Source organism: Mesorhizobium sp. B2-3-5 (assembly GCF_006442395.1).
Lineage (GTDB): Bacteria > Pseudomonadota > Alphaproteobacteria > Rhizobiales > Rhizobiaceae > Mesorhizobium.
The window spans coordinates 1-23913 of the sequence record NZ_VFVX01000015.1 but is presented as its reverse complement, the minus strand read 5'-3'; the positions used below and the strand labels follow the sequence as shown (position 1 = coordinate 23913).

23 protein-coding genes are annotated in these 23913 nt (G+C 62.1%); 13 read left to right on the top strand and 10 right to left on the bottom strand.

Annotated elements, in window-relative coordinates:
- The first annotated feature begins 4 nt into the window (after positions 1-4).
- The 5 genes from FJ958_RS18045 (at position 5) to FJ958_RS18025 (ending at position 9725) form a co-directional block, all read left to right on the top strand.
- On the top strand, positions 5-1576 hold the full coding sequence (locus tag FJ958_RS18045; RefSeq protein ID WP_140744548.1) for an NAD(P)/FAD-dependent oxidoreductase: 1572 nt from the start codon (positions 5-7) through the stop codon (positions 1574-1576).
- Positions 1576-2058, top strand: a complete 483-nt coding sequence (locus tag FJ958_RS18040) for a MarR family transcriptional regulator (RefSeq protein ID WP_140744547.1) — start codon at positions 1576-1578, stop codon at positions 2056-2058. The genes FJ958_RS18045 and FJ958_RS18040 overlap by 1 nt, the downstream gene beginning before the upstream one ends.
- A 105-nt stretch (positions 2059-2163) precedes the next feature.
- A complete protein-coding gene (locus FJ958_RS18035) occupies positions 2164-4317 on the top strand; it encodes an indolepyruvate ferredoxin oxidoreductase subunit alpha (RefSeq protein ID WP_140744546.1) in 2154 nt (717 codons plus the stop codon).
- Positions 4310-5890 (top strand): indolepyruvate oxidoreductase subunit beta family protein, encoded by a 1581-nt coding sequence (locus FJ958_RS18030; protein WP_140744545.1) that lies wholly within the window; start codon positions 4310-4312, stop codon positions 5888-5890. The genes FJ958_RS18035 and FJ958_RS18030 overlap by 8 nt, the downstream gene beginning before the upstream one ends.
- A 424-nt stretch (positions 5891-6314) precedes the next feature.
- Positions 6315-9725: an acyl-[ACP]--phospholipid O-acyltransferase gene (locus FJ958_RS18025; protein ID WP_140744544.1), complete on the top strand. Its 3411-nt coding sequence runs from the start codon at positions 6315-6317 to the stop codon at positions 9723-9725.
- A 54-nt stretch (positions 9726-9779) separates the two neighbouring features.
- Here FJ958_RS18025 and FJ958_RS18020 read toward each other — a convergent pair whose 3' ends face one another.
- The 9 genes from FJ958_RS18020 to FJ958_RS17980 all read right to left on the bottom strand — a co-directional run bounded on the left by FJ958_RS18020 (position 9780) and on the right by FJ958_RS17980 (position 16150).
- Positions 9780-11018 carry a DUF1501 domain-containing protein gene (locus FJ958_RS18020; protein ID WP_140744543.1) on the bottom strand — a complete coding sequence of 413 codons (1239 nt, stop codon included), beginning with the start codon at positions 11016-11018 and terminating at the stop codon, positions 9780-9782.
- Positions 11019-11053: 35 nt separating this feature from the next.
- Positions 11054-12598 carry a DUF1800 family protein gene (locus tag FJ958_RS18015; RefSeq protein ID WP_140744542.1) on the bottom strand — a complete coding sequence of 515 codons (1545 nt, stop codon included), beginning with the start codon at positions 12596-12598 and terminating at the stop codon, positions 11054-11056.
- A 114-nt stretch (positions 12599-12712) separates the two neighbouring features.
- Positions 12713-13000: a hypothetical protein gene (locus FJ958_RS18010; protein ID WP_140744541.1), complete on the bottom strand. Its 288-nt coding sequence runs from the start codon at positions 12998-13000 to the stop codon at positions 12713-12715.
- A gap of 109 nt (positions 13001-13109) precedes the next feature.
- Positions 13110-13565 (bottom strand): periplasmic heavy metal sensor, encoded by a 456-nt coding sequence (locus FJ958_RS18005; RefSeq protein ID WP_140744540.1) that lies wholly within the window; start codon positions 13563-13565, stop codon positions 13110-13112.
- Positions 13562-14014 carry a hypothetical protein gene (locus FJ958_RS18000; protein ID WP_140744539.1) on the bottom strand — a complete coding sequence of 151 codons (453 nt, stop codon included), beginning with the start codon at positions 14012-14014 and terminating at the stop codon, positions 13562-13564. The genes FJ958_RS18005 and FJ958_RS18000 overlap by 4 nt, the downstream gene beginning before the upstream one ends.
- Before the next feature lie 120 nt (positions 14015-14134).
- Positions 14135-14671, bottom strand: coding sequence for an RNA polymerase sigma factor (locus FJ958_RS17995; RefSeq protein ID WP_140744538.1), 537 nt, complete (start codon positions 14669-14671; stop codon positions 14135-14137).
- 45 nt (positions 14672-14716) lie between these two features.
- Positions 14717-15139 carry an acid-shock protein gene (locus tag FJ958_RS17990; RefSeq protein WP_140744537.1) on the bottom strand — a complete coding sequence of 141 codons (423 nt, stop codon included), beginning with the start codon at positions 15137-15139 and terminating at the stop codon, positions 14717-14719.
- 225 nt (positions 15140-15364) lie between these two features.
- Positions 15365-15553, bottom strand: coding sequence for a DUF2158 domain-containing protein (locus tag FJ958_RS17985; RefSeq protein ID WP_140744536.1), 189 nt, complete (start codon positions 15551-15553; stop codon positions 15365-15367).
- Positions 15554-15712: 159 nt separating this feature from the next.
- Entirely contained in the window at positions 15713-16150 is a 438-nt protein-coding gene (locus tag FJ958_RS17980) for a VOC family protein (protein WP_140744535.1), read from the bottom strand.
- Between the two features lie 520 nt (positions 16151-16670).
- Here FJ958_RS17980 and FJ958_RS17975 point away from each other — a divergent pair.
- The 8 genes from FJ958_RS17975 (at position 16671) to FJ958_RS17940 (ending at position 23721) form a co-directional block, all read left to right on the top strand.
- Positions 16671-17864, top strand: coding sequence for a site-specific integrase (locus FJ958_RS17975; RefSeq protein ID WP_140744534.1), 1194 nt, complete (start codon positions 16671-16673; stop codon positions 17862-17864).
- A gap of 201 nt (positions 17865-18065) precedes the next feature.
- Positions 18066-18347: a helix-turn-helix domain-containing protein gene (locus FJ958_RS17970; RefSeq protein ID WP_140744533.1), complete on the top strand. Its 282-nt coding sequence runs from the start codon at positions 18066-18068 to the stop codon at positions 18345-18347.
- 5 nt (positions 18348-18352) lie between these two features.
- Positions 18353-19489, top strand: a complete 1137-nt coding sequence (locus FJ958_RS17965; RefSeq protein WP_140744532.1) for a hypothetical protein — start codon at positions 18353-18355, stop codon at positions 19487-19489.
- Positions 19490-20321: 832 nt separating this feature from the next.
- Entirely contained in the window at positions 20322-20786 is a 465-nt protein-coding gene (locus FJ958_RS17960) for a hypothetical protein (protein WP_140744531.1), read from the top strand.
- Between the two features lie 88 nt (positions 20787-20874).
- Positions 20875-21747: a hypothetical protein gene (locus FJ958_RS17955; RefSeq protein ID WP_140744530.1), complete on the top strand. Its 873-nt coding sequence runs from the start codon at positions 20875-20877 to the stop codon at positions 21745-21747.
- Positions 21748-21770: 23 nt separating this feature from the next.
- Positions 21771-22010 carry a hypothetical protein gene (locus tag FJ958_RS17950; RefSeq protein ID WP_140744529.1) on the top strand — a complete coding sequence of 80 codons (240 nt, stop codon included), beginning with the start codon at positions 21771-21773 and terminating at the stop codon, positions 22008-22010.
- A gap of 182 nt (positions 22011-22192) precedes the next feature.
- Positions 22193-22681, top strand: a complete 489-nt coding sequence (locus FJ958_RS17945) for a GIY-YIG nuclease family protein (protein ID WP_181176424.1) — start codon at positions 22193-22195, stop codon at positions 22679-22681.
- A gap of 341 nt (positions 22682-23022) precedes the next feature.
- Complete coding sequence (locus FJ958_RS17940) at positions 23023-23721, top strand: hypothetical protein (RefSeq protein ID WP_140744527.1); 699 nt, start codon at positions 23023-23025, stop codon at positions 23719-23721.
- Here the strand turns inward: FJ958_RS17940 and FJ958_RS17935 are convergent.
- On the bottom strand, positions 23718-23888 hold the full coding sequence (locus tag FJ958_RS17935; protein ID WP_246679629.1) for a helix-turn-helix transcriptional regulator: 171 nt from the start codon (positions 23886-23888) through the stop codon (positions 23718-23720). The genes FJ958_RS17940 and FJ958_RS17935 overlap by 4 nt on opposite strands.
- Between the last annotated feature and the right edge of the window lie 25 nt (positions 23889-23913).

Here is a 23913-nt window from a genome sequence, read left to right as displayed (position 1 = left end):
TCCAATGAAAGCGCCCGATCACATCATTGTCGGCAGCGGCATCAATGGGCTGGTGTGCGCGGCGATGCTTGGCGGCAAGGGCGCCAAGGTGCTCGTTCTCGAGCGCAACGACCGCATCGGCGGCTGCATGCGCACCGAGGAGATCACCGCGCCCGGCTTCATCCACGACGTGATGGCGACGACTTTCGTGCTGTTCATCACCTCGCCGGCCTTCGCGGCACTTGGCGCCGACCTTGCGCGGCACGGCCTGGAGTTCTGCCACACGGCAACGCCGACCGGCGTGCTGCGGCCTGATGGCAGCCATGCGGTGCTCAGCACCGACCGCGCCGCCAATGTCGCGGCACTCAACGCAATCGCGGCAGGTGACGGCGACCGGCATGCCGAGGATGTCGGCGGCATCGAGCGCAATGCCGGCCTGTTGTTTGGCCTGCTCGGCGGCAGCTTGTGGTCTTATTCGACCGCGAAGCTGCTGGCGGGCGACGCCTGGCGGCGCGGTCCGCGCGGCCTTGCCGACTTCCTTGGTGAGGCCCTGGTGCCGGCACGCGGCTGGCTGGAAAGCACCTACCGGTCCGAAACCATCCGTGCGCTCTGGGCGCCCTGGGTGCTGCATGCCGGGCTCGGCCCGGAAGATGCCTTTTCCGGCCAGATCGCCAAGGTGATTGCCTTCGCGCTGGAGGCGGCAGGCGCGCCGATCGTCAAGGGCGGGGCGAAGAACCTGCTGTCGGCTTTCGAGGCGCTCATCATCGAGCGCGGCGGCGTCATTTCCACAGAATCCGACGTTGCTTCCATCATCCTGGCCGGCGGCCGCGCCACCGGCGTGCGGCTGGCCTCGGGCGAGACGGTCCATGCCAGGAAGAGCGTCATCTGCTCGGTCACGCCGACGCAGCTCTATGGCCGCCTGCTCGGCACGGATGCTCCCAAAGCCGATGCCGAGGCGGCACGGAAATACAGCTACGGCAAAGGCAATTTCCAGATTCATTACGCCCTCGACAAGCCGCCGGCGTGGCGTGGTGAAGGGCTGGACAAGGTGGCGCTGCTGCACCTGACGCCGGGCCTGGACGGCGTCTCGAAAGCCTGCAACGAAGCGGCGCGCGGCATGCTGCCTGAAGTGCCGACCATCTGTGTCGGTCAGCCGCACGCGCTCGACCCGCCGCGCTGCCCCGACGGCAAGGCGATCCTGTGGCTGCAGCTGCCCGAGACGCCGCGCCATATCAAGGGCGACGCCGCCGGCAAATTGCAGGCGCCGGCCGACGGGCAGTGGACCGCCGAGTTGCGCGTGGCCTACGCCGACCGCGCCGAGGCGATTCTCGCCAGCCATGTTGACGGCTTCAAGGACAGCGTCATCGCGCGCTGCGCCTATTCGCCGGCCGATCTTGAAGCCATGAACATCAACCTGGTCGGCGGTGACCCCTATGGCGGTTCCTCCACCATCGACCAGTCGTTCCTGTGGCGGCCGTTCAAGACCAGCCGCAATCATCAGACCGGTATCAAAAACCTCTACCATATCGGCGCCTCGACCCATCCGGGCGCGGGTCTCGGCGGCGGCTCCGGCTTTCTCCTGGCGGGGAGGCTGTGATGGAACAGAAGCTTCCCGAAAGGCGCCAGCGCATCTCGACCCTCGGCCAGATCGGACTGCAGCAATTCGCGCCCTATCTGATGAACCGCATCATGGGCCGCTACAACGCCACGTTGCGCGACGATTTCCGCAGGCAGGGCCTGACCATTTCGCAGGTGCGCACGCTGGCCGTGCTGTCGGTTACGGATGGTGTCACCGTCAACGACCTCTCGGTCTACACTGTCATCGAGCAATCGACCTTGAGTCGCACGCTCGACACGCTGGAGGGCCAGGGGTTCGTGCGGCGCGAGCAAGGGGTCAGCGACAGCCGTATCCGCCACGTGTTCCTGACCGACGAGGGCCGGGCCGAGTTCACCCGCGCCTGGCCGGCCATGCATGACGCGTTCGAGGCGATGTTCGACGATGTCGACGATGCCGAATACACCGCATTGATCGCGACGCTGCAGAAGATGCTGAAGAATATCCGCAAGCACGACATCTGATGCATGTCGCCCAAAAGTGGACCCGGTTTTGGGGAAACGACATGCATAAACAGGGACTCTAGATTACGCGCCGCCGGCTGTCGGCGGCAACGGAAGGAGGCAGAGATGGCCGAACGGTCTTTTGCCAAGGAAGTCGAAAAACTCAGGCTCGGCGCCGGCGAGGAATTCGCTGGCGAGGGCATCCTCGCCATCACCAAGGCGCTGCTGCAATGCGGCGTCGGCTATGTCGGCGGCTATCAGGGCGCGCCGATCAGCCATCTGATGGACGTGTTGGCCGACGCGCAGGACATTCTGGGCGAGCTCGGCGTGCATTTCGAGGCCAGCGCTTCGGAAGCGACCGCCACCGCCATGCTGGCCGCCTCGGTGCACTATCCGATCCGCGGTGCCGCGACTTTCAAGTCGACTGTCGGCACCAATGTCGCCTCCGACGCGCTGGCCAATCTCGCTTCAGGCGGCGTCACCGGCGGCGCGCTGATCATCGTCGGCGAGGATTACGGCGAGGGCTCCTCGATCATGCAGGAGCGCAGCCATGCGTTTGCCATGAAGAGCCAGGTCTGGCTGCTCGACCCACGCCCGAACCTGCCCTCGATCGTCAAGGCGGTCGAGGATGGCTTCGAACTCTCGGAGATCTCCAACACGCCCGTCATGCTGCAGGTGCGCATCCGCTGCTGCCATGTCCACGGCCATTTCATCGCCAAGGATAACAAGCGCCCGCCGATGAGCGTGGCCGATGCGCTTTCGGCACCGCGCCGCGACACCGGCCGCATCGTTCTGCCGCCCGCCTCCTTCCTGCACGAGAAGGAGAAGGTGGCAAAGCGCTGGCCGGCGGCGGTGGATTTCATCGCCAAGAACAGGATCAACGAGTTCTTCGGCTCGGACCATGGCTCGGTCGGCATCGTCATGCAGGGCGGCATGTACAATTCCGTCATCCGCGCCCTGCAGCGGCTCGGCCTTGCCGACACCTATGGCGAGACGGACGTGCCGCTCTATGTGCTCAACGCCGTCTATCCGCTGATCGACGATGAGTTCCTGTCCTTCTGCGAGGGCAAGCAGGCCGTGCTGGTCGTCGAGGAAGGCCAGCCCAACTACATCGAACAGGCCTTTGCCGCGATGCTGCACAAGGCCGGGCGCGGCACCGGGCTGGTCGGCAAGGAATATCTGCCGATGGCCGGCGAGTATACCGGCCAGGTCATGCTCGATGGCATCGGCGCCTTCCTGCGCGCCGAGGCGCCGCATCTGCTGCCGGGCGAAGTACGTGCGCCCAATAAGGTCGGCGAGGGCGTCGACACCGCTGATCTGATCAACGTCGTGCCCGGCCGCCCGCCGGGCTTCTGCATCGGCTGCCCGGAGCGACCGATCTTTGCCGCCACCAAGCTGGTCGAACAGGAACTCGGCAAACACCACATCGCGTCCGATATCGGCTGCCATCTGTTTTCGATCATGCCGCCCTTCGAACTCGGCGCCACAACCATGGGCTATGGGTTGGGGCCGGCCTCGGCCTCGGCCTTCAATTCGCCCGATGCCAGGCGCCGCTCCATCTCTTTCGTCGGCGATGGCGGCTTCTGGCACAACGGATTGACCTCCTCGATCGGTAATGCGGTCTTCAATAAGAACGATGGCGTCATTGTCATCGTCGACAATTTCTATTCAGCCGCGACCGGTGGGCAGGACATTCTGTCATCGCGCGCCGGCAACAAGACCAAATCGACTAAGCATCCCATCACTGAGGCGGTGAAGGGCATGGGCGTCAAATGGCTGCGCCATGTCGACCACACCTATGATGTCGGCAAGATGCAGGACACGCTGCGTGAGGCGCTGACCACCGACGAGAAGGGACCGAAGGTCATCGTCGCTTCGTCCGAATGCATGCTGAACCGCCAGCGCCGCGAAAAGCCGCTGGTCGACAAGGCGATCAAGGGCGGCGAGCGCGTGGTGAAGCCGAAGTTCGGCGTCGACGAGGACATCTGCACCGGCGACCATGCCTGCATGCGGCTGTCCGGCTGCCCGTCGCTGTCGGTGAAGTCGCTCGACGATCCGCTGCGCGACGATCCCGTCGCGAGTATCGACCAGAACTGCGTCGGCTGCGGCAATTGCGGCGAGGTCGCCGATGCGGCGGTGCTGTGCCCGTCCTTCTACCGCGCCGATGTCGTACACAATCCGAGCCGCTGGGACCGTTTCCTGGAAAGCGCGCGCCGCGCCGTGATCAGCCTCTTGCAGCGCCGTCGCGAAAGCCGGCGCCTGACCTTCGCCGATGCTTGACGCTGTCCCGCCATTTCGCGCCAAGGCCGGTGCTCAGGACAGCGAGCGCGTCATCAAACTCGCGGTGCTGGCGGTTGGCGGCCAGGGCGGCGGCGTGCTTGCCGACTGGATCACCGACGTTGCCGAACGCAATGGCCATGTCGCGCAATCGACTTCGGTCGCCGGCGTCGCCCAGCGCACCGGCGCCACGATCTATTATATCGAAATGGCGCGCGACACTGGCCGGCTGCCGGTGTTCGCGCTGTCGCCTTCGCAGGGCGATGTCGACATTCTGATCGCCGCCGAACTGATGGAAGCCGGCCGCGCCATCATCAGGGGCTTCGTCACGCCCGAGCGCACGACACTAATCGCTTCGTCGCACCGCATCGCCGCCGTGTCGGAAAAGATCGAACCGGGTGACGGCCGGGCCTCGTCGTCCAAGGTGCACGCGACCGCCGAGGCCGCGTCCAAGCGCTTCATCGTTTTCGATATGGAAAAGATCGCCGCCGACAACGGTTCGATGATCTCCGCCAGCCTGCTTGGCGCGCTGGCCGGATCCGACGCGCTGCCGTTCACGCGCGAAAGCTACGAACAGGCAGTCGGTGCTGGTGGTCGCGGCGTCAAGGCCAGCCTTGCGGCCTTCGCCGCCGCTTATGATCGTGCGCGCGGCACGGCCGTGCCGGCGCCAAAGGTGGCCGAGTCGGCGATCGTTGAATCCACTCTCGGAGCGGGGCGCGTGAGTGGCCCGCAAAACCTGCTGCAGGGCTGGCAGGCGCTCGCTGCCCGCATCGACATGATGCCCGTGGCGGTGCGCGACATGGCGTTGCGCGGTCTGCGAAAGGTTGTCGATTATCAGGACATCGCCTATGGGCGCGACTATCTCGACCGGCTCGACAAGGCCGTCGCGCTGGATGACGCCGGCCATGCCCATGCGCTGTCCATCGCCGCCGCCAAGCATCTGGCCAATGCAATGTGCTATGATGACATGATCCGTGTCGCGGATCTGAAAACGCGCTCGACGCGGGACAGGCGTGTGCGCAAGGAGGTCGGCGTCAAGGATGGCTCGATCCTGCAGGTGACCGAATATTTCCATCCGCGTATCGAGGAGTTCTGCGGTACTTTGCCGGCAAGATTGGGCAGCTACATCGAGAACCGGCCGAAACTTGCCGCCTTTCTCGACCGCCGCATCAATCATGGCCGGCGCATCCGCACCGACAGTTTTGCCGGTTTTGCCGCTCTCTGGTTCATCGGCGGCCTGCGTCGCTGGCGCCGCAGCCTGCTGCGCCACAAGGTCGAGACCGCGCATCTTGACCAATGGTACACGCTGGCGCTTGGTTACGTGCCCTCTGATTACGCGCTTGCCGTCGAAATCCTCAACTGCCGCCGGCTTATCAAGGGCTACAGCGACACCCATGTCCGCGCCCAGTCGAAATTCGACCGCGTGCTTTCGGCGCTTGACATGCTCAAGGACCGTGAAGATGCCGCCGACTGGATCCGCCGCCTGCGCGAGGCGGCATTGAAAGACGAGAAGGGCGACATGCTCGACGGTGCGCTGAAGACGGTGGCGACCTTGGATCAAAATCCCGTCGATTGAGGCGTGCCAACAGGCGCCGCACCGATGTCACCGGGCTGCTCCTCTGGCGTGCATAGCGCGCGAGGCTTATCGTTGGCGATGCACATTCCTTTCAAGAGACCGGGTTCCGTAGTCCGACCCTCTTCCTTCATCGGTAATGAACGTCGTTCATTTTTCTCTTGAACATTGTTCACGATGTGATAAAGTCCTATCGTGAACAACGTTCATTTCAGGAAGGCCGAAAATGCTGAAACAGCTTGGCATGTGTACCGCACAACCCGTCTCTTCCGTGGGTTCAAACACCGGCTGCCGGAGCCAAGCATGGGCATGAACCGCGGTAAGGAAGTCTAACCAGCTTACCGATATCGCTGGGATTGAAACAGCGCCTGCAACCCGCAGGGCCTGTCGGCGCACAGCCGTAGGGTTCCGCCAAATGGAAACCGCCATGAACACTCATCTCATGTTGTCGCGGCGCTTTGCGCCTCTGTTCTGGACGCAGTTCCTGTCCGCGTTCAATGACAATTTCCTCAAGAACACACTGGTTTTTCTGATCCTCTTCACCTTGGCCGCCGACCAGGCGGCCTCGCTGGTCACGCTTGCTGGAGCCGTGTTCATGGCTCCTTTCCTGTTCCTGTCGGCCTTGGGCGGCGAGATCGCTGACCGGTTCGACAAGGCCCTGATCGCCCGCCGGCTGAAATTCGCGGAGATCGCCGCCGCTGCAGTCGCAGTCATTGGTATCGCGCTGTCGTCGATCCCGGTGCTGATGACGGCGTTGCTCATGTTCGGCATCATCTCGGCGCTGTTCGGACCGATCAAGTATGGCATCCTGCCGGATCATCTCGAGCGCAAGGAATTGCCGCGCGCCAATGCCTGGATCGAGTCGGCGACCTTCGCCGCCATCCTGGGCGGCACCATCGCCGGCGGCGTCGTCTCGGCCGATGGCATCGGCGTCTGGGTCTTCGGGCCGATCATGATGATCCTGTCAGTCGGTTGCTGGTTCGTCAGCCGCTACATTCCTTCGACGGGTTCGGCTGCTCCCAGCCTTGTCATCGACAGGAACATCTTTCGTTCAACCTGGCGTCAGGTCAGCGAATTGCGCACCGACACACGCATCTGGCGCGCCGGCCTGATGACCTCCTGGTTCTGGCTGATTGGGGCCATCATCCTTTCGATCCTGCCGACGCTGGTCAAGAATTCGCTCGGCGGCGGAGAGATCGCCGTCACTGCCTATCTCGCGGTGTTCGCCGTCTCGATCGCCATCGGTTCGGCAATCGCCGCATGGATGTCGCAAGGCCGCATGGTGCTCCTTCCCGCGCCGGTCGGCACGGCGCTGCTTGCGCTGTTCGGCCTGCATCTCGCCTGGACAATCTGGAGCATGCAGCCGTCGCCGCGGGCCGAAACCCTTGCCACGTTCTTCGCCGGACCGAACACCATCCGTGTCGCGATCGACCTTGCCGGCATGGCCATCTCGGCCGCCTTTCTCGTCGTGCCGACCTTCGCCGCCGTGCAGGCATGGTCGCCCGAGGCGCGCCGTGCCCGCGTCGTCGCCGCGGTCAGCATCGTCAATGCCGGCTTCATGACCGTGGGTGGCATACTCGTTGCCGCGATTCAGGCAGCAGGCGTTTCCGTCGGAAGCATTCTGTTCGGCCTCGTCGCGGCCAATGTGGTCGCTGCCTGGCTGATGCTGAGATACCTGCCGACCAATCCGTTCCGCGACTTCGTCTCCATCCTCTTCCGCGCCTTCCACCGCCTGGAGATCGAGGGGATCGAAAACCTGAAGGCTGCCGGCAAGGCACCCATCCTGGCGCTCAACCATGTCAGCTTCCTCGATGGTCCGCTGGCGTTGACGCTGACGGACGAAGAACCGGTCTTCGCCATCGACTACACCATCGCGCAGGCCTGGTGGATGAAGCCTTTCCTGAAACTGACCCGCGCGCTGCCGCTCAATCCGGCCAAGCCGATGTCGACGCGCACGCTGATCAAGATCGTGCAGAACGGTGATCCGCTGGTCATTTTCCCCGAAGGCCGCATTACCGTCACCGGCGGCCTGATGAAGGTCTATGACGGCGCCGCCATGGTGGCCGATAAGACCGGCTCGATGGTGGTGCCGATCCGCATCGACGGGCTGGAGAAAAGCCCGTTCTCGCGCCTGACCTCTCAGCATGTGCGCCGCCGCCTGTTCCCGAAGGTCAAGGTGACCATACTGAAGCCGGTCAAGCTTGAAGTGCCGCCGGAACTGAAAGGCCGCCAGCGCCGCGCAGCGGCGGGTGCAGCGCTCTATCAGGTCATGTCGGATCTCGTCTTCCGCACCCAGAATATCGACAAGACCGTGCTGGAAAAGATCATCGAGACCGCGAACGAACGCGGCATGAAACGGCTCGCCGTTCAGGATCCCGTCACCGGTTCGCTGAGCTACGGCAAGCTACTCACCGCGGCCGCCGTCCTCGGTGAGAAGTTCAAGAACCTCTATGCCGGCCAGCGGACGCTCGGCATCATGCTGCCCAACGCCAACGGCTCTTGCGCCACACTGCTTGGCGTGATGTCGGCGGGCAAGGTGGCGGCGATGATCAACTTCACCGCCGGTGCGGCCAACATCCTGTCGGCCTGCGAGGCGGCCGAGGTGCGCACCGTGCTGACCTCGCGGGCCTTCGTGGAACAGGCCAACCTTGGCGCCGTGGTCGAGGAGATGGGCCGGTCGGTCGACATTGTCTGGCTGGATGATCTGCGCGCCACCATCGGCCTCAAGGACAAACTGCTCGGCCTGTTACGCAAGAGCACGCCCAGGGTTGCCCGCAAGGCCGCCGACCCTGCGGTGATCCTGTTCACCTCCGGGTCGGAAGGCACGCCAAAGGGCGTGGTGCTCACCCACCGCAACATCCTGGCCAATGCCGCGCAGGCCGCCTCCCGCATCGACTTCCACTCGGGCGACAAGGTGTTCAACGTGCTGCCGATCTTCCATTCCTTCGGCATGACGGCTGGCACCGTGCTGCCGCTGATCTCGGGCGTACCGGTCTATTTCTACCCGTCGCCGCTGCACTACCGCATCGTGCCCGAACTGATCTACGCATCGAACGCGACGATCATCTTCGGCACCGATACGTTTCTCAGCGGCTATGCCCGCACCGCGCACCCGTACGATTTCCGTTCGATACGCTATTGCTTTGCCGGCGCGGAGCCCGTCAAGGCCGCGACGCGCATGACCTATATGGAAACGTTCGGCCTGCGCATCCTCGAAGGCTATGGCGTCACCGAGACCGCGCCGGTGATCTCCATAAACACACCGATGTACAACCGCTCCGGCACCGTCGGCAAAATCATGCCCGGAATGGAGTATCGTCTCGATCCGGTGCCTGGTGTCGACGATGGCGGACGGCTCTATGTGCGCGGGCCAAATGTGATGGCTGGCTATCTCAGAGCCGAGAAGCCGGGCGTGCTCGAATCGCTGCCGGACGGCTGGCATGACACCGGTGACGTCGTCTCCATCGACGAGGCGGGATTTATCACCATTCGCGGCCGGGCCAAGCGTTTCGCCAAGATCGGCGGCGAGATGATCTCGCTCGCAGCCGTCGAGGCGCTGGCCGGCGAACTGTGGAAGGGCTTGCTCTCGGCAGTCGCTTCCGTGCCGGATGCGCGCAAGGGTGAGAAGCTCATTCTCATCACCGAGGCTCCCGGCGCCACGCGCGCCGAGTTCCTGAACTTCGCCAAGACGAACGGCGCCATGGACTTGATGGTGCCCGCCGAAGTGCGCGTCGTCCACAAAGTGCCGGTGCTCGGCTCCGGCAAGCTCGACTTCGCCGGCGTGACCAGACTGGTGCGTGGCGAGGATGAGCCTTCCGCCAAGGTCGAGGCCGCCTGATCACGGGTGACGGCGAGACGGCGCCGCGCTGAAAATCGCGGCGTCGTGAGCGTTTCAGACAACCAGGTTCGTCATCGGCTTCACTGCCGCCGACTCCGGAAACACCTTGTCGCCAAGCACGGCGGCGGAAAGACCGAACTGGTCGGCGAGCAGTCCCTTCAGCACGGCTCTGACATCGCTGGTCGGTGCAAGATCGCGTTGCTCATAGAGCTGAGCCGGCCTCAATCCCGGCCAGTCGGCGATGACGCGGCCGCCCTTGATCGCGCCGCCGGCGAGCAGCACCACCGTGCCGGTGCCGTGATCGGTGCCGACTGTGCCGTTGATCCGCGCCGTGCGCCCGAACTCGGTGATGGCGACGATCGCAGTGTCCTTCCAGCGCTCGCCAAGCCCCTTCTCGAACTCCTCGAAGGCACCGTCGAGACCACCGAGCAAAGTGGCAAGCCGGCCGGTCGCGCCGCCCTCATTGACATGGGTGTCCCAGCCGTCGAAGGCGAGGGCGGCAACCCGCGGCCCATCATCGGCCGCGATCAGCTTGGCGGCGCCTTGCGCGGCCTGCCGCATGCCGGCGGCGCTATCGAGGCCCCCCTTCGGCTTGATTGCTTTGGCGACCATCTGGTCGTCGAGCGCCATGCGGTCGGCATCGAGGCCTTTTTGCAAGGCCACCGCCAGCACCGGGTCGCGATGCTGGTAGAGATCGAGAACCCGCGCCGCGAGGTCGCCGGCTGGCGGCGGCAGGGATTGCGGCGCCCAGCCGAGCACCGGTGCCGCGCCGCGGATCACCAGCGGTGTCGAAGGCCCGACGGCCAATCCGCCAAGCGTCGCGACGCGGTCGCCGGCCGGCAGGCTCTCGAGCGCCCGGTTGAGCCATCCGGTGGCGACATGGCCCGGGCCGGCATAGCCGCTCTCCAGCACATCCTGCCCGTCGAAATGCGAGCGTTCGCGGTAGCCTGTCGCGGCCGCATGCACCGCCGCGGCCTGCTTATCCCTGAACAGCCGCGCGAACACCGGCATCGCCGGATTGACCGCGAAGAAACCATCGAGCGGCAGCGCCGCGTGCGGGCCGGTGAGCGACAGCGCGATATCGCCATGCAGGCCGGCATAGTCCGGATCGCCGACCGGGCCGACGGCCGACAGGCCGTCGAGCGCGCCGCGCAGGACGATCACGATGAGGCGCGGGTCGCGATTGTCGGCGGCACGGGCGAAGCGGGGCAGATAGGCCCAGGCAAACAGCGCGCCGCCGGTCATCAGCACGGCGCGGCGGGAAGGATGAGGGGTTTCACACAGCAGGCTCATGACCTTGTCTCCATGGGAGTTGTCCGCGCTGGCGGCTATCGTCTCTGGAATTCGGGCGCCATCAGCAGCAGCGCCAGGCCCTGCTGCTTGGACTCGGCGCGTGCCACCGCTTGCCGTGTCTCCGGCGAGGCGGAGGCACCGATGATGGCGTCGAGCATGTCGCTGGGATTGCCGATGTCCTTGACCTGGCGGGCCGCCTGCCAGGCGATGTCGAAGCGGATCTTCATGCCTTCGGCCGAGGCCCAACTGTCAGCCTGGTCGGAAAAGCCGTTCGGCCCCGGTGGCTGCCAGAGCGGCTCGCCCAGCGCGTTGAGCCAGTTGAGCGACTGGCCGGGATCGTTCGCCGGGCCGGGACCGGCGGCCCGGCGGATGGCGACGATGTAGTCGAAGGGCGAGCGCATCTTGGTCAATGGCGTCGACCAGGCCTCAGGCATGTCGATGAGCGCCGCCGCCAACGCCCTAAGATTGCCATCGCTCTTGGTGAACAGCTTGGCGAGACGCGTCACCGCCGCCGGTGGCGGTTCGTCCGCTATGAAGTGTCGGGCGAGCTTGGTGGCGATGTGCTGCGCCGTCGCCGGATGGCGGGCGATATCGTTAAGCGCGGCCTCGGCCTGGCCCATGCCGGCAGCCGGATAGGTCTTGCCCAGCAGCACCGCGTCGCCCGGCTCATGCGCATTGGCGTTGAAGACGGAACTGCCGGGCTCGCCCAGCCGTCCTTCCCGTCCGGCCATCATCCAGCCGGTCAGGATACGGGCGAAGCTGGTGACATCGGCTTGGCTGTAGCCGCTGCCGACGCCCAGCGTGTGCAGTTCCAGGATCTCGCGGGCGAGGTTCTCGTTGAGGCCGCGCTGGCGGTTCCTGCCGGCGCGGGAGTCCGGGCCGATCGATTGCTGGTTGTCGAGATAGAACAGCATCGCCGGATGCCGCTCCACAGCCATCAGCATGTCGGCGAAGCGGCCGAGTACGAAGGGGCGGATCGCTTCCCGCTCGAAGGCGCCGGCGCTGGCCCGCACGATCGGCCCCTTCGCCGCCGAGACGCAGAAATGGTTCGACCAGAAATAGACGAGACGCTCGACGAAGCCGGCCTCGGCCCGAAAGGCTTTGTCGAAGCGCGCTTGTGCTTCGGCCCGGAAGAGCCTGGCCTCGACCGGTGGAACGGCTGGCTTCGCAGGGGCGGCCGGCGACGGCATGGGCTGGGCAGGCGCAGCCTGGGTCGGCGCGGACTGGGCCGGCTTGGGCTGGACAGGCTTGGGCCGAGCCGGTGTGGCTTGGGCAGGCATGTCCTGCACGCTCGCTGTTGCCATCGCCGGCTGCGTTGCGGCCATGCGTTCACGTTCGAGCTTGCGCTGGACATTTGCCGCCATGCTGGCCTGGATGGCCGGCGTGCTGCCCAGCAGGCTTGCATAGGCCGGGTCGTCCAGCGAGATCATGGCGATATCGGGCTGCCGCAGTTCCGCCTTCAGGTAACCGCGCGGGTCGCCGGCAATCCTGTCGCGGTCGCCGGGCTTTGCCCCGAGCCCGAAACGGTTGGAAGCGACAAGGGCCGGATCTGGCTGGGAATTGGAGGCCGGGATAGCCAAGTCAACCCTCCATTGCTTGGGCTTGCCGCGCGAGGCGCCTGAAGCCCGTTCGAGCCGTTTCATACCTGCTCAATCAAGGTGTGGGGCCGGCGCGGAAGCCGGCCCCGGAAGCGCCTACCAGCGATGCCAGCGATGCCAGCGGTGGTGCGGATGCCGGGCGTGGAAGCCCGGGCCGTTCCAGTAATAATAGCGCGGATAGACCCCCACGCGATAAGGAACGCAGCGCCCCCAGCGGTTGGGATGCCAGCCGGGGCCGCAGCCCCAGGCCACGTGCTCGACCAGCGCGGGGGCGGCTGGCTGCGCAAGCGACACCATGGGCATCGCCGGCGATGCCGCGGTCGTGGCAACCGTGCCGGTTACGGCACGAGCGGCGGTAATGGCGTATTTTGTCAGATGAAACATGTCCGTGCTCCGAATATTTCAGAGGTTGAAAACCTGCTCGCACGCAGCGGTCCGGCAGATCCTGCCCTTCTCCCGGTTAAACGCTGCCGCCGGCAGTTTCCGTCGGTCGTCACGGCGATTTTTTTGGCGTGGCGGGTGGTTGCTGGCCCGCGCGCCTTGTGAGCCCTTCCGCCAACACGGCGCGATCCTCGGCCGAACCCGCCGCCGCGAACTCGATGATGCGCTGCTCCAGCCGCGTGCGTATGGTGACGTCAGCATTGCGGGCCCGCTCCAGGGCGGCCGTCAGGGCCGCCTTGTCAAGGACGGGCTGTCGCAGCAGGTCCGCCGCCTCCCGCCGGGCCTGCTGGCCGGCGAGGATAATATCGCGGGATTCGCGGCGGACCTCCCGCAACGCCTTGCGGAACAGCGTGCGCTGCTGGTCGGGAAGCCGGCCGCCCGCCGCTTCCAGTGAATAGCCCTGGCCCTGCTTGCCGCTTCTTATCCAGACGGCGCCGCCGGCGAGCGCGCCGGTCAGGAACACATTCAGCACCACCGACGCGATGAGGAGGTTTCGGCCTGTGCTCATAGATCCTCCTCGATCGTGTCGCTGTCGGGCCCGGCGTCGCCGAAGGCCGTCGCATTGGCATCGAGCACATAGTGGTCGGGCTGAGCCTCGGGCGTGACGACGGTCACCAGGGCCAATCCGGCCACGGCGCCGGCCAGGCCGACGCCGGCAAGTCCCAATCCCAGCCACCAGAACCGCTGACGCCGTCGCTGGACGAGGTGCCGGTCGGCGACGCGCAGGATGCTGCCGTGCAGCGCCTTGCCGGGGGGCTGGACGCTGTAGCTGTCGAGCAGGGTGTCGAGTGTGCCGGCATGTCGCGAAATGGCCTGGCCCGCCTCGCTTGAAGCAAAGGCCGCGGCGGCTTCGCGCTCCACTTTCGGCCAGCGACGCAAATCGCCGCCATAGGCTTCGGCGAGCGCCGCGAAACGCTTTGCATCCATTGCCGGGCCGTCTTCGATGTCTTTAGTCATCTGCTTTCCCCTTGCCCTTTGGCGCCGCGTGCCCACGCGGGTTGGAAACGACAGCGACCGGCCCCCCACCGGACGCCCGCAAAGCGCGATGAATGTTCGGCATCCATGGTCGCGCCTTTGTCAGTCATGGACGCTATCCCTGGCCAGAATCGCCTGCAGGGCCCGCCGGCCGCGCGAAAGCAGGCTCTCCAGAGCATCGACGCTGATCTCCAGGGTCGCGGCCGCCTCGATATTGGACATCTCTTGATAGTAGACCAGGATGATCGCTTCGCGCTGGCGTGGCGCGATCGCCTGCAAGGCGCGCTCGACCCGATGCGTCTCTTCCCGGGAATCGGGAAGCGGGGCCGGGTCGACCACGTCCGGCAAATCGTTGGTCACCCATTCGCGGCGCCGGCGCAGCCGGTCGTAGCAAAGGTTGAGCGTCACCCTGTGGATCCAGGTGTCGAAGCGTGCGTTGCCGCGCCGCCAGCTCGAGGCATGACGCCAGATCCGCACGAAGGTTTCCTGGGCGACATCCTCGGCCTCCGCCGCGTCGCCCAGCATGCGGACGGCTAGCGAAAGGATGCGCGGCAGCTTGCGCGCGACAAGCGTCCGCACCGCCGCCGGATCGCCAGCCCCGACCCGACGGACCAACTCCTCGTCCGGATCGGGGCTCATCTGCTGGCGCACTCCCGAGGTTCATCACGCGTCATGGCCTCTTGGTCATTGCTCCGCCTTGGGAGCGGATTTGTGGCCTGGCATCTCGTCGGCCGCGAGGACCCCGTCGCCATTCTTGTCCAGCTTGGCGAAGCGCTTGGCGAAGAACGCGTCGAGCTCGGCGCGATCGATGAAGCCGTCATGGTTGGAATCGATGCGGGGGAAGGATTTTGCTGGATCGCCCTTGATGTTGCGCTTGGCCTGGAAGGCCTCCCACTCCAGCAGGCTGATCTTGCCGTCACCATCCGTGTCGGCGGCCATGATCGCCTTCTCCCGCCGTTTCTGGAACTTGGCCAGCGTAAGGTCGGACTTGGCCTTGGGCGCGGCAGCCGGCGGAGGAGCAGGAGCAGGAGCAGGAGGCTGCGTCTGGGCAAAAGCCGCCACGGGCGACAGGCTCAAGGCAGCGGCAAGGATCGAACGGCGTATCATGCTCTGGCGTCTCCGGTTGGGGCGTCGGCCACGGCCCCTGCCATGGTCACGCTTCAACCGTTAAACGCCGCGGCGGGAGAAATCCGTCGGTCGCCGTGCCGCCTGTTCCGATTTATCGGCGGTGGCGATTGGGGCTCGTCCTTGGAGTGGTCGCCGTGACACGGCGCCCGGCGTGATCTGAAATCCACGCTAGGCAGGCCACTATTGTTGGCGGTCGGGCTGGGATTACGTGGATTGGTCGGCGGCTACCAGCTGGTCCGATTTGAAGCCCGCATGTTGCGGGGTCCAGACATCGCCCTCGCGGTTGAACCAATGGCACATATACGTGCCGGAAGCCGCGCCGTCGCTGACCGTCATCTTCGGACCTCCCGACTTCAGCCTGACGACGTCTCCGGTCTTGAAACTGTTGGGCATTTTGGGCCTCCATGCTGACGCCGGGAGTTTCACATCAAACATGAGTCTCGACAATGGCGATATGCGTGGCGGGCGCCGCGATCCTTCGCGCTCGATCCTGATCCTCAAGGCGTAGCCTGCCCCGCCCGCAGGCCCTTCGTCATTCTCGTCGTATCGCGCTCAGCTGAGTTCTTGGGCGAGTCCGATGAGAAGCCCTTCGGGCCCGCGGATGTAGCAGAGCCGATAGACGTCTTTGTACTGGACCACTTCGCCTACGAGCTGCGCGCCGCGTTTGCGGAGCCTTTCAAGCGTGTCGTCGATGTCGTCCACGGCGAACATGACGCGGAGGTAGCCGAGAGCGTTGACCGGGGCGTTACGATGATCCGCGACGGCAGGCGGCGTGAGGAAGCGGGATAGCTCGAGCCGGCCATGGCCGTCCGGCGTGCGCATCATGGCAACCTCGACGTGCTGATCGCCCAATCCGGTGACACGTCCGGACCATTCTCCTTCGATCGTGGCCCGCCCTTCGAGCTCAAGGCCGAGCTCGAGAAAGAAATCAATCGTCTCTCCGAGGTCATCGACGACGATACCTATGTTGTCCATCCGTTTGAGCGCCATGGGTTCAATCTACAAGGCGTCGTCTGGACCGTAAACTCATAAAAATGCTTGCCAAGGTAAGCAAGTGGTGAATCAAGGCTCCGGCAGGGAGCCTTGTGATGCGTCGCCGGTTTGAGCCGACGGATTTTGAGTGGTCGCTAATCGAGCCAATGCTGCCGTAAAGGAGCCGGGCATATATTCGTGGCTCTGCGCTGCTCGATGGCTTTGCGCTCCTCAGCGGGCAGGTCCGCGCGGTCCAGTTCGCGAGTGTTGTCGTTGACGAGGTTGGAAAAGCTCGGTCTCTCCGTCAAATCCGGCGAGGCGATCAGCCAAGGTGTTGAGTTTTGGTGCCGCTTAGGGGCATTTACATACGACCGCAGCGTGTATCACGGTATATCATATTGCCATATAACGCAGACACTTAGCAGATTCTCAAGTCTCACATCGTCGCAATCTGTTGCAACCTATCATAGATAGGAAGGTGGATTTTCTGGTGGTTTGTGATTAGGTGAAGTTTGGGAATTTTGGAGAAGTGGATGCGATGCGTGCCCTCAACCGGTTAAGTGCCATTGCTGTCAAGAAGCTCACACCCGGTAAGTACGCGGACGGCGGGGGATTGTGGCTGCTCAGGCGCGATGACGGCGGGGGCCAATGGTTCTTGCGCTACACCACACATGGCAGGCGGCGGGAAATGGGCCTTGGCTCTGTCGTCGAAGTCAGCCTCAAGGAAGCCCGCGACGGAGCCGAGAAATGGCGGGCGGTGGTGCGGGCTGGAAAAGATCCCATCAAGGTACGTGACAAAGAAAAGCGGGAAGCCGCGCGCAACCTGCACCTTTTGGCCGACATCGCCAAAGACGCCTTTGAATCGCGCAAGGCAGAACTGAAGGGAGACGGGAAAGCTGGCCGATGGTTCACGCCGCTGGAACTGCACGTGCTGCCCAAGCTGGGAAAGGTGCCGGTTGGGGAAATAGACCAGCGCGATATACGCGACACCCTGGCGCCCATTTGGCACGCCAAGGCCGACACAGCGCGCAAGGCAATGAACCGGCTGAGCATATGCCTCAAACACGCTGCCGCACTGGGCCTGGAAGTGGACCTACAGGCCACGGATAAGGCAAGGGCCTTGCTAGGCAGGCAGCGGCACAAAGCCGAAAACATTCCAGCTATGCCTTGGTCTCATATCCCGGCATTCTACGCCACGCTTAAGGATGACAGCACAACCCATTTGGCGTTGCGCCTGCTCATTCTCACCGGCGTGAGGTCGGCGCCGATCAGGTTCATTCACGAGGATCAGATTGACGGCGAAGTGTGGACGGTTCCGGCTGAGGCGATGAAGGGGCGGCGGGACGCCACGACGGAATTCAGAGTGCCGTTGTCAGCGGAAGCGCTCAGCGTGATTGAGAAGGCCCAGGAGTTTGCCCGCGACGGCTACCTCTTCGCCAACCTCAAGAAAGGCGTCATCAGCGATATGTCGATGAGCCAGCATATGAAGCGCGCCAAGCTGGAGTATAGGCCGCACGGGTTCAGGTCGTCGTTGCGGGACTGGCTGGCGGAAGTGACAGATGCTCGGCATGAGATTGCTGAAACCATGCTTGGCCACACGATCGGCTCAAGCGTTGAAAGGGCTTACCGTCGCACCGACTTCTTGGATCAAAGGCGTGAGTTGCTGGATCGCTGGGCCATCCATGTTACCAGTCACGTCGGCAAAAACTATCGCAGCCGTGTGCGGCTGTAGGGTGCAAATCGACCCTGCAAATGGCTTTTCGCAATTTTTTTTACTAGCTGCCTGGAATATTTTTCCCACAACGCGCCTGCGCGCGACAGGCCAACGCGCGTAGCAAGTTGCATACCACAATCGTAGATTCCTGTTCTCTTGCCCCCGGACCTCAGCGTGCCGATATCGACCCGCAACCAACGAACCATGAGGTTGCGCCCGATGACAGCCCTCGTAACGAAATTTCTGAGCGTCAAAGAAGTTGCGACTGTGATGCACGTGTCAGTCGCGACCGTCTGGCGCTATGCACAACGCGGCACGTTGCCAGAACCGATCAGGATAGACGGCCACACGTGGTGGATCGAGGCAGAAGTGGTCGCCGTGATTGAGAACAAGATGTCGATGCGCCGGAAGAATGTGGTTGCGTCGATAGCACCCGCACCGGCATCGAACACCAAGAACGAGCGCGTTCGTGTGCGCCTTGAAAGAAGCGGCATGAGGTAAGCGCCATGCCCGCGAGACTGACCATACCTGGAATTGGGACATTTCAGCCGACCTTCGACGCAATCAGCATTTGCACCGACATACCCAAGGCGCAGCTACGGCAACACTTACCGATTGAGGAACTGGAGCGGTGTAGTCACGCGTTCAAACTTGAGAAGCGTCGCGGGAAACGAGGCAGCCGGCTCAAGCTCGTTTGCCTGCCCGACAGGGAGGCGCTGAAACTCCTGCAAAAATACGAAGATGCCCTTGGGTCCTATCGGGCGACCAAGGTCGAAGCGGCCTTTGACATAGACGCTATTTCGGAGAAATTCGCCCTTGTCGGACGAGACTCCCTACTCCGTCAGCTTGGCAAGGTAAATCATGAGCGCGGGTACATCACCTTCGTCAGCGAGAGGAAAAAGGGGCGGCCGCTAGCGGACAAAGAACTAGAGAAACGGGGGCTTTTCAGGCACCCCACGATCTACTTTGAGTACGATAAATCGGCCCACAACCTGAAAATCTACATTCGTCGAAGGAAGCTGGCACAGGGACAGTTTGGATCGCCCGTTGTTCGCCTAGAATGGACATCGAAGCGCAGCCGTGCTGTCAGGGCTCATTTTGGTGGCGACCAACTTTCCGATCTGATCAACGCCAACTTGGAAAGCTACCTTCACCGGTTCCTGGTTCTGGAGCAGATCGACTACGTCAAACTCGGCAAGCTGCTTGCACCGAAGACCGTCATGCGGCCATCGAAGCGTACTTCGACCACCACCCGCGCGAGCACCCCTCCTGTAGCCGCGCTTTTCCGCGAAGTGGACTACCGAGCAGGCCGAGTGGCCCACCTTGCGATCAAGGTGCTGGAACAGCGTAGAGGGCGACAGATAAAAGCACGTCGTGATGTACCCGAAGAAATTTGGCGATCATCGCCGGCTCAGATAAAAGGCAGGTTTCGCGATGCCATTCGTACGATGAAGGCAAAGCGTCCCTCAAAAAGCACCACGAAGCGACGCCGCAGGCGACACGCGCTCACCACGAAGAAGCTGGCAGAATGCTTCACGACGATTCCTTTAAGAAAGAACCGCGAGTGTCTGGTGGGAAGAACCGCATACGGCCGTGAAAATGGCGGCAAAACGTACCCTAATGTATGGCATAGACACCGGTAGAACCAAATTCGTACCGTTATCAGTAAGATAAGACGACTGCGACTCTCATAGAAATGGCAACGACTGAACGCCGCCAATACACCGCTAAGCCTCACGACCACGACAGCGTTTTTGACGTGGTGGTCATATGGAATTCCGTCCCAGGAAAAGAAACATCCATTGAAAAGTGAAGTGCCCTTATCGCGGAGATTGCTTGATCTCACACCCGCGCCGAAGCCGGCATGGAACAATGCTCTTTTCGTCGTGACTTCCGCGCCGCTTCAGAAAGGACCGATACTGCCCTGGTGGGCTTGGCAGGCTGTTGGCGTCGTCTTGAGCCGACAAATGCCCGGACAATGCCCCTTCGCGCCAGACGGGTGCGCCTATGCAGGCGACGAGAGCCGGCCACGCGACAGCCTTATGTCTAGGCGCAGGTAGCTCAGAGAGCACCCTCCTACGTGATCTAGACACCTGGGAGCGTAACCTCACAGCAAGTGCACCGCAGGAACCATCGCCGCTGAGGGCTGGACGACGACTGCGACGACGATGATTGATAGGTGGGACTTCACACTCGGCGGCCCGGGTGGCTTGCTAACCCGAGAAACCACCGCACAGCGGCATCACTGGCTTGGCCTGCCGTCCTGACCGGGCAACGTCCCTTACGCTTGCCAGCGGGCATTTACGGCCACGCGTGTGTTCAAGGGGGAGCGGTCCGGATTCGCTGGCTGGAGGGTACCCCTCTCACGCTGCTGAAAACATTCGGGACAAGGCCCCGTCAGGCGACCACCTTGCGCGCCCTTTGCCAGAGTTGTTCAATGGATCATACCCTGCAATTGTTCTAGGTGATAGACCTGTGGGAAAATACAGCTTCAACGAAGATACGACGGTTCACAAGCTGGACTTGGCGAAGGTCCAGTTGGAGGCGGCCATCGATATGTTCCTTTCGGCGAAGTATCTTCCGGCTTTCACCCTTGCTAGCGCAGCGGACGGCATCTTAGAGGGCCATATCCGGTCAACAAAATTCAAAACCACCGCAGTGAAAACATGGGAAGGAGCGGTCGCTTTCAAACGACAACACAAGCTATCAGATACCTCATACAACAAAGAGAACGTCAAAGACGCCATCAATGAATGGAACAGTATGAGAAATATAATAAAGCATCACGACAATAATGTTGAAGAAACTTTAAAGATAAATTTCTTCGATGTCGCGTATATTATGATACAAAGGGCCAATGCAGATGGCGATATTCTCATGATGCATGCAGACAATCGCCAAGAGTATGAAAATTGGTTAGTTCAGAACATCTATACGTAGGCGGTGAGCAGGCGTTTTGAAACTCAGGAGGGGCGGGTCCAGATTTGCGGCACGGAAGGCGGCGGCAGATCAGACCACGGAGGGGAGCATGACGATACAAGCTGACAAAGTCAGACCGCTATCTGCAAGCGCCGCGTCGGCCGCATGCCGAACTGCCCTTGCTAGCGGCCTTTTGCGCTATGCGCCGCATGTCCAGTTGGACAAGAATGGCTATACCCTGGAAATAGAGGAGAACCTGATTTCCGGAGTGCGACCAGTAGATTTTGTCAGTGACCTCATGCAAGGGGATGGCAATGAGCTTGGCGGGAAATTCCGCGCTGCACATTCATCGTCTGCCCTAGCTGTAAACACGTTCGCGCCGTTCAAGGCAGACCCCAGCGCACTTCGGTTGCCAAGTGGCGATCGCTTCATGCATCTGAGCTTTGAGCGGAAATGCCCGCATGGCCTTCGCGGACGAAGATCCCCTAACCTGGACCTAGTCGCAGAACATCCGGGCGGTGTCGTTGCTGTAGAATCAAAATGCCTGGAACCGCTGTCAGCCCATAAGCCAGAGTTCGCCCCTGCCTACTTTCGTGAAATTACAGATAGCAGGCGCGAAACGGCCTGGTTTGCGGAAATGACGCGACTAACTCTGATTCCGAGCCCCTATAGGTGGCTTGATGCGGCTCAGTTGATCAAACATGCGCTTGGCATATCCTACACGTTCCCCGACCGCCCTACGACATTGCTCTACCTCTTTTGGGAGCCTTTGAATCCTCACGCCCACTCAGTGTTTGAAGAACACCGGCAGGAAATCCGACAATTTGCAAACGCGGTGAATGGGAATGGCGGTCCAGTTTTTGCGGCCTTATCCTATCCGGAATTGTGGGCGTCATGGGAGGACGCTGGGCTGACCGACGGGTTGCAGCGCCACTTAGACGGGTTGCGGTCGAGATATGCCGTGTCCATTCTTGGCGACTAGCTTTGGATCGCATGGAGGGGAATATGGTTGACGACATTCGGAAGAGTGAAAAGGGCGGAAATACCGCGTATCTCAGCGTTGGAGCATGGTACAACGCAGAAACAGGACATATCCATTTGACGTTACCTCACTCCGGCTGGTTTCACACCACCGTTAATGCCGACGAGGGAAGCAAACGGGGCCACCCGAACTTGTTTAGAAAACTGGCTCGAGCATTGAAAGAAGCTGGCGTTCCAGGGCCCGATGTTGGCGAGACAGATTGAACACATCCACAAGACGCGCAGCCGCGCGCGATCTGGAAGGTGATTCCACAGCCAAGCGGGTCCGGCACAGACTGCTACCAAAAGCCGACCTTGGCGACGTGAGAAACGGTCGTAGGATGGCTGAAGGAGTTCGCCAGTCTTTTTGGCAACTGGCGGCTTCCAAATGGGTGCGTAGTAGGGGCATGCGTGAAGTGAAGCAGCTTGGTTGGAAGATCAAAAAGGCGGCAAGCGATAAACTACCCGGATTCATAGTCATCGCACGACTGCGGTGGGACGGAGGGTGTCATATTGAGCCGCCGCTGAAAGAGCTCCCGAACGTCAGCGCGATCTACGCGCTCCTCCACAAGGACCAGGTTCGTTACATCGGTTCAGCCGAGAACCTGAGGAGACGACTTGGATCCTACCTGAGAAGGCAAAACGCCGGCGCTACTAGTCCGCGTCCCGTGCACAAGCTGCTCCACACCGCACTTTACGAAGCTGAGGTCTACGTTCTCTGTTTAACCATTGAGAAACGTGGACGATGGGTCGAAAAACTGCCCGTTGATATGATGCTTGGCGCTGAGGCAGGCCTGATAGCGACCCTCATACCGGATTGGAATCGGCGGAAGAGTGGAGGGTTCATCATAGAGTTTCCTGGCGCGGGTGACGCCGCCGCCATGGAAATTCAGTGAGCTTATACAGTATCAGGACGACTGCGCGCCACAGCGGCTTCCACCAAGTCTTTAGGGGAGGGAGGGCGGTCCCGATTTGCAGCACGGGAGGGGTGCCCTTCTGGAGTGACCTTGCTTCGAAATCGCACCAAAATTTTCCTGACTTCCCAATAGGAGCAGTTCACGCGAGATTCGGTTGTTGAGCGCCATATTGGCCTGCGAAGCACTTTCCATGGCTCAGTCGCTTGTCGGCCCGCTGTCGGGCTTTCTCGGCAACGACAGGGGTGGTTTGAGTCTCACCTGCCATTTGACGCGGCCGGGACGCCGCGCCATTATTCTACGCTCAACGGGTAGGCTTGAAAATGCCGAATGGCATCATTCATCAAAGCGGCAAGGTCACAATCCCAACGATCCTGACCCGAAAGCCGTTGTTCTGCACCCCACCAATTCCAGCCCGGTTCCGCAGCATCTGCTCACCGGGTTATGTCAATATCTTCAAGTTTGGTTTGGGCAACAAAAACCTTTGGGGCACCGAAACCATGTTTGGCGATTGGAATGGGGAATACTTGTTAGTCGCCAAGGATTTTTATCCAGCTTCCTATATCAGGCTGCTACAAGCTGCCGGCGAGAAATATCCGTACCGGCACCACCCAGGCATCCACAGCAATACCAAGTTGATGAACATACTGCATCGGGATTTTAAAATCCTTAGAATCGATGCCTTGGGTAGTGATGGCAACTGTTCCTGCAACTTCCTCTATATTTCTGCATGTTTCTTGTTACGTGATGACGGCGTGATTTCTGGAGCTCTCCCAGAAGGGGGCGATGCTGCGATGGAGGCATCTGAACCCGTGGTCTTGTGGACCATGGGTAAGGAGAACATGCCCAACCTGAAGAATATTGTAGCAATGGGGGACGACGCCAAACGCGCACTGGAGCGCGGGCCTATCGCTGAAATGATCCGTCGCCGCAAACTTCGCCATTTCACCGTTCCGCACCCATCGAGAGGCAGCTTAGCAAAACGAACAGAGCGATGGGCGCCGGTCTTCGATGCGGATTAGCTCTTGCTCGTGCCATCGTCCGGTTGGACAAGTTCGACGTGACTAACGCCAAGTGCCTGAGCCAGTTCGTACAGCGTAATGATGGTCGGATTGCGCTGGCCGCGCTCCAAGCCGCTAGAGCATAATCTGACCTGATGGAATCGCGAGGGATTCCCATCGGCGAGAATATCTGATTCATCATGTCTGCTGGAT